The following is a 5,819-nucleotide window of genomic DNA, read 5'->3' as shown; positions in this document are numbered from 1 at the left end:
TGTTCTTTTAAATCCTTATCGGTTATTTGGAAGCGTGTAATATATGCTTGCTGGTTATCCTGTCTTATTGATGGGTTGTGCTGGTTGGTATGTGGCTTTTGTGTTCTGTTTCTATTGTCTGCCTTGGTTTGGTGGATGATGAGGGGTGGGATGCGTGGGCGGCGCTGCTGTTGTGCTGTGAGGCATGGTGGTGGGTGTTGTTTGGGCTGTGTGCTGGCTGGTGGGATCTGTTGTGGATTGGGTGGTTGGTGGGTGTTGTTGTTGAGGGTTTGGGTGAGGTTTCGGGTAGTATGCTGGTGGGGACACTGGCGTATGAACCTGAGAGTTTGATCCTGGCTCAGAGCGAACGCTGGCGGAATGCTTAACACATGCAAGTCGCACGGTCAGCAATGGCAGTGGCGGACGGGTGAGTAACGCGTAGGAATATGTCCAGAGGTGGGGGACAACCCCGGGAAACTGGGGCTAATACCGCATATGAGCTGAGGCTCAAAGCAGTGATGCGCCTTTGGAGTAGCCTGCGTCCGATTAGCTTGTTGGTGGGGTAATGGCCTACCAAGGCGACGATCGGTAGCTGGTCTGAGAGGACGACCAGCCACACTGGGACTGAGACACGGCCCAGACTCCTACGGGAGGCAGCAGTGGGGAATATTGGACAATGGGCGCAAGCCTGATCCAGCAATTCCGCGTGGGTGAAGAAGGTCTTCGGATTGTAAAGCCCTTTCGACGGGGACGATGATGACGGTACCCGTAGAAGAAGCCCCGGCTAACTTCGTGCCAGCAGCCGCGGTAATACGAAGGGGGCTAGCGTTGCTCGGAATTACTGGGCGTAAAGGGCGCGTAGGCGGCTTAGTTAGTCAGGCGTGAAATTCCTGGGCTCAACCTGGGGACTGCGCTTGATACGGCTAGGCTAGAGGATGGAAGAGGGTCGCGGAATTCCCAGTGTAGAGGTGAAATTCGTAGATATTGGGAAGAACACCGGTGGCGAAGGCGGCGACCTGGTCCATTACTGACGCTGAGGCGCGACAGCGTGGGGAGCAAACAGGATTAGATACCCTGGTAGTCCACGCCGTAAACGATGTGCGCTGGATGTTGGGTGACCTAGTCACTCAGTGTCGTAGCTAACGCGGTAAGCGCACCGCCTGGGGAGTACGGCCGCAAGGTTGAAACTCAAAGGAATTGACGGGGGCCCGCACAAGCGGTGGAGCATGTGGTTTAATTCGAAGCAACGCGCAGAACCTTACCAGCCCTTGACATGGGCAGGACTGGCCGAGAGATCGGCCTTCCCCGCAAGGGGCCTGCTGCACAGGTGCTGCATGGCTGTCGTCAGCTCGTGTCGTGAGATGTTGGGTTAAGTCCCGCAACGAGCGCAACCCTCGCCTTTAGTTGCCAGCATGTTTGGGTGGGCACTCTAGAGGAACTGCCGGTGACAAGCCGGAGGAAGGTGGGGATGACGTCAAGTCCTCATGGCCCTTATGGGCTGGGCTACACACGTGCTACAATGGCGGTGACAATGGGAAGCCAGGTAGTGATGCCGAGCCGATCCCAAAAAGCTGTCTCAGTTCAGATCGCATTCTGCAACTCGGATGCGTGAAGGTGGAATCGCTAGTAATCGCGGATCAGCACGCCGCGGTGAATACGTTCCCGGGCCTTGTACACACCGCCCGTCACACCATGGGAGTTGGTTCTACCTTAAGCAGGTGCGCTAACCGCAAGGAAGCAGCTTGCCACGGTAGGGTCAGTGACTGGGGTGAAGTCGTAACAAGGTAGCCGTAGGGGAACCTGCGGCTGGATCACCTCCTTTCAAGGATCGTTGGTGGGGTAGGGGTTTCGGCCTCTTGCTGCTGACGGCCTGAACAATGACTAAAACTATGGACCGAGATCGTCCTTTGACTGGCCTGGCCCGGATGGGTTGGGTTTGGTTGGGGCGCCTGTTCCCGAGACAACAACGCTATTCCAGCCATTCGCCTCGACGGACCTGCTGGTTCGGTATGCGGTGCATGGTGCGCCTGATCCTTTGCGGGATCGGCGCCGTCCGCGCATCCTTCTCCCGATCGTTTTGTCGGGTGTGTGTTGCGGCCTTGGCTGAGCGATGGCCTCTCCCATGATATGGGGGCTTCGGTGATGCCGAGGTTGGGGGCCAGTAGCTCAGTTGGTTAGAGCACACGCTTGATAAGCGTGGGGTCGGAGGTTCAAGTCCTCCCTGGCCCATTCATTTCGTGGCTTTGTGATGGTCTTGCGGTGGTGGCTCTGTCGCCGCTGGCGATGTCCCCGGCCGAGAGGCTATGGGGGCATAGCTCAGCTGGTAGAGCACCTGCTTTGCAAGCAGGGGGTCATCGGTTCGAATCCGTTTGCCTCCAGACCTTCTGCTGCCGGTTCGCCGGCGGTGGCGGGGTGTTCACGGGATGGGTTAGGGATGCTGGCGCCGGGTCGAGAGGCCTGGTGCTGGGCAAGAGATTGCGCGATGGGTTGGTGCTGGCTTGCCTGTGGTTCTGCCGCGGGTTGTCCGGCATGGCTTGTTGGCGTGATGCACGCTTCCAATAACCGCCGCCTGGTGTGGGTCCCGCAGGGGATGCCGGCTGGGTGTGTTCTTTGACAAGTGAAGATGGATTGGTTGGATAAAGTGCTGCCGGAAGTATGTCCGGTGGCCTTGGGTTAAGCGATTGGTATGGCATGCAGAGCTTGTCATGCAGGGCGCGGTTTGGTCCTGCGTGCGGGCGGTGATGATGCGATATTGAGCGTGATAAGGGCGTTCGGTGGATGCCTTGGCGCCAAGAGGCGATGAAGGACGTGGCACGCTGCGAAAAGCCGCGGGGAGATGCGAGCGATCGTTGATCCGCGGATGTCCGAATGGGGAAACCCACCCTTTCGAGGGTATCGGGGCCTGAATACATAGGGCTTCGAGGCAAACCCGGGGAACTGAAACATCTCAGTACCTGGAGGAACAGACATCAACCGAGATTCCGCGAGTAGTGGCGAGCGAAAGCGGATTAGGCCAGTGGTCTTGTTGAGTTAAGCCGAGCAGTCTGGAAAGGCTGGCCATAGTGGGTGATAGCCCCGTAGGCGTATGGCTCCTCAAGATCCTTGAGTAAGGCGAGGCACGTGAAACCTTGTCTGAACATGGGGGGACCACCCTCCAAGCCTAAATACTCCTTGGCGACCGATAGTGCACAAGTACCGTGAGGGAAAGGTGAAAAGCACCCCGACGAGGGGAGTGAAAGAGACCTGAAACCGAGCGCCTACAAGCAGTCGGAGCCCTTACCGTAAGGTGGGTGACGGCGTACCTTTTGTATAATGGGTCCGCGAGTTTCTGTTAGCAGCAAGCTTAAGCCGTGAGGTGTAGGCGCAGCGAAAGCGAGTCCGAATAGGGCGCCTAGTTGCTGGCAGAAGACCCGAAACCGAGTGATCTAGCCATGGCCAGGCTGAAGGTGCGGTAACACGCACTGGAGGGCCGAACCCACGCCTGTTGAAAAAGTCGGGGATGAGCTGTGGCTAGGGGTGAAAGGCCAATCAAACTCGGAAATAGCTGGTTCTCCGCGAAATCTATTGAGGTAGATCGTCGTTCGATTACCGCCGGAGGTAGAGCACCGGAAGGGCTAGGGGGACCCAAAGTCCTACCAAACCCTACCGAACTCCGAATGCCGGCGAGTACAGGGCGGCAGACAGACAGTGGGTGCTAAGGTCCATTGTCGAGAGGGAAACAGCCCAGACCACCAGCTAAGGCCCCCAAATGATGGCTAAGTGGGAAAGCATGTAGGACGGCCATAACAACCAGGAGGTTGGCTTAGAAGCAGCCATCCTTTAAAGAAAGCGTAATAGCTCACTGGTCTAATAGCTGTCCCGCGGCGAAAATGTAACGGGGCTCAAGCCATCTGCCGAAGCTGTGGATGCTCGAAAGAGCGTGGTAGCGGAGCGTTCCCTAAGCCTGTGAAGCGGTATGCGTGAGCGGCCGTGGAGGTATGGGAAGTGCGAATGCGGACATGAGTAGCGACAAAGAGGGTGAGAAACCCTCTCGCCGAAAGTCCAAGGGTTCCTGCGCAAGGCTAATCCGCGCAGGGTGAGCCGGCCCCTAAGGCGAGGGCGACAGCCGTAGCCGATGGAAACCAGGTCAATATTCCTGGGCCCGCTAGAAGTGACGACCGTGAAGCGTTGTCATCCCTTATCGGATTGGGATGGCTGCCGGATCGGTCCGGGAAATAGCTCTAGCATTATGGACCGTACCCTAAACCGACACAGGTGGACTGGTAGAGCATACCAAGGCGCTTGAGAGAACCATGCTGAAGGAACTAGGCAAATTGCTCGCGTAACTTCGGGATAAGCGAGACCCACTATTGGGCAACCAGTGGTGGGTGACACAAACCAGGGGGTGGCGACTGTTTAGTAAAAACACAGGGCTCTGCGAAATCGAGAGATGACGTATAGGGTCTGACGCCTGCCCGGTGCTGGAAGGTCAAGGGGAGATGTGCAAGCATCGAACCGAAGCCCCAGTAAACGGCGGCCGTAACTATAACGGTCCTAAGGTAGCGAAATTCCTTGTCGGGTAAGTTCCGACCTGCACGAATGGCGTAACGACCTCCCCACTGTCTCCAGCATGGGCTCAGCGAAATTGAATTCCCCGTGAAGATGCGGGGTACCCGCGGTCAGACGGAAAGACCCTATGAACCTTTACTGCAACTTCGCAGTGGCGCCAGGAAGGGACTGTGTAGGATAGGTGGGAGGCTTTGAAGCCGGGGCGCTAGCTTTGGTGGAGCCAACCTTGAAATACCACCCTGTGCCTTTCTGGCGTCTAACTGAGCCCCGTTATCCGGGGCCAGGACCCTGCGTGGTGGGCAGTTTGACTGGGGCGGTCGCCTCCCAAATGGTAACGGAGGCGCGCGATGGTGGGCTCAAGCCGGTCGGACATCGGCTGTTGAGTGCAAAGGCACAAGCCCGCCTGACTGTGAGCGCGACAGCGCGAACAGAGACGAAAGTCGGCCTTAGTGATCCGGTGGTCCCGCGTGGAAGGGCCATCGCTCAACGGATAAAAGGTACTCTAGGGATAACAGGCTGATCTCCCCCAAGAGTCCACATCGACGGGGAGGTTTGGCACCTCGATGTCGGCTCATCGCATCCCGGGGCTGGAGCAGGTCCCAAGGGTTCGGCTGTTCGCCGATTAAAGCGGTACGTGAGCTGGGTTTAGAACGTCGTGAGACAGTTCGGTCCCTATCTGCCGTGGGTGTAGGAGACTTGCGAGGATCTGTCCCTAGTACGAGAGGACCGGGATGGACGTACCTCTGGTGTACCAGTTGTTCCGCCAGGAGCATCGCTGGGTAGCTAAGTGCGGACGGGATAACTGCTGAAGGCATCTAAGCAGGAAACCCCCCTCTAAACGAGGTCTCCCTCGAGGGCCGTGATAGACCATCACGTCGATAGGCCGCAGGTAGAAGTCGGGTAACCGACGCAGCCGAGCGGTCCTAATCGCCCGATAGAGCTCATATCCATCACCACCGTAGCGCGGCCGCAAGGCCGCACCGCACGCAGCACCAAACCGCGACTTAACCCACAATATCCAACCAATCCATCCACTCACTCCACTACCCAATCTTGGGTCTGGCGTGGTGGTCCGGTGGTCATCGCGCGGATGATACACCCGATCCCATCCCGAACTCGGACGTGAAACACCGCTGCGCCCATGGTACTGCATCTCAAGATGCGGGAGAGTCGGTCGCCGCCGGACCACCACGCCAGACCCAAACCCAACACACCACCGCGGGGTGGAGCAGCCCGGTAGCTCGTCAGGCTCATAACCTGAAGGTCACAGGTTCAAATCCTGTCCCCGCATC

At 57.8% G+C, this 5,819-nt stretch carries 3 tRNA genes and 3 rRNA genes; all 6 read left to right on the top strand.

Annotation, left to right across the window (positions count from 1 at the left end):
- Positions 1 to 314: 314 nt before the first annotated feature.
- Positions 315 to 1,801, top strand: a 16S ribosomal RNA gene (locus AC0IW9_RS29915).
- Between the two features lie 333 nt (positions 1,802 to 2,134).
- Positions 2,135 to 2,208 (top strand) — tRNA-Ile (locus AC0IW9_RS29910).
- A 76-nt stretch (positions 2,209 to 2,284) separates the two neighbouring features.
- Positions 2,285 to 2,357, top strand: a tRNA-Ala gene (locus tag AC0IW9_RS29905).
- A 373-nt stretch (positions 2,358 to 2,730) separates the two neighbouring features.
- Positions 2,731 to 5,475: ribosomal RNA gene (locus AC0IW9_RS29900) — 23S ribosomal RNA — on the top strand.
- A 123-nt stretch (positions 5,476 to 5,598) separates the two neighbouring features.
- Positions 5,599 to 5,713, top strand: a 5S ribosomal RNA gene (rrf, locus tag AC0IW9_RS29895).
- Together the 16S, 23S and 5S rRNA genes with 3 tRNA genes alongside form the textbook arrangement of a ribosomal RNA operon.
- A 31-nt stretch (positions 5,714 to 5,744) precedes the next feature.
- Positions 5,745 to 5,818: transfer RNA gene (locus AC0IW9_RS29890), tRNA-Met, on the top strand.
- Position 5,819 lies beyond the last annotated feature (1 nt).

This window comes from Belnapia sp. AC561 (assembly GCF_979252845.1).
This window is presented reverse-complemented; position numbering and strand designations above follow the sequence as displayed.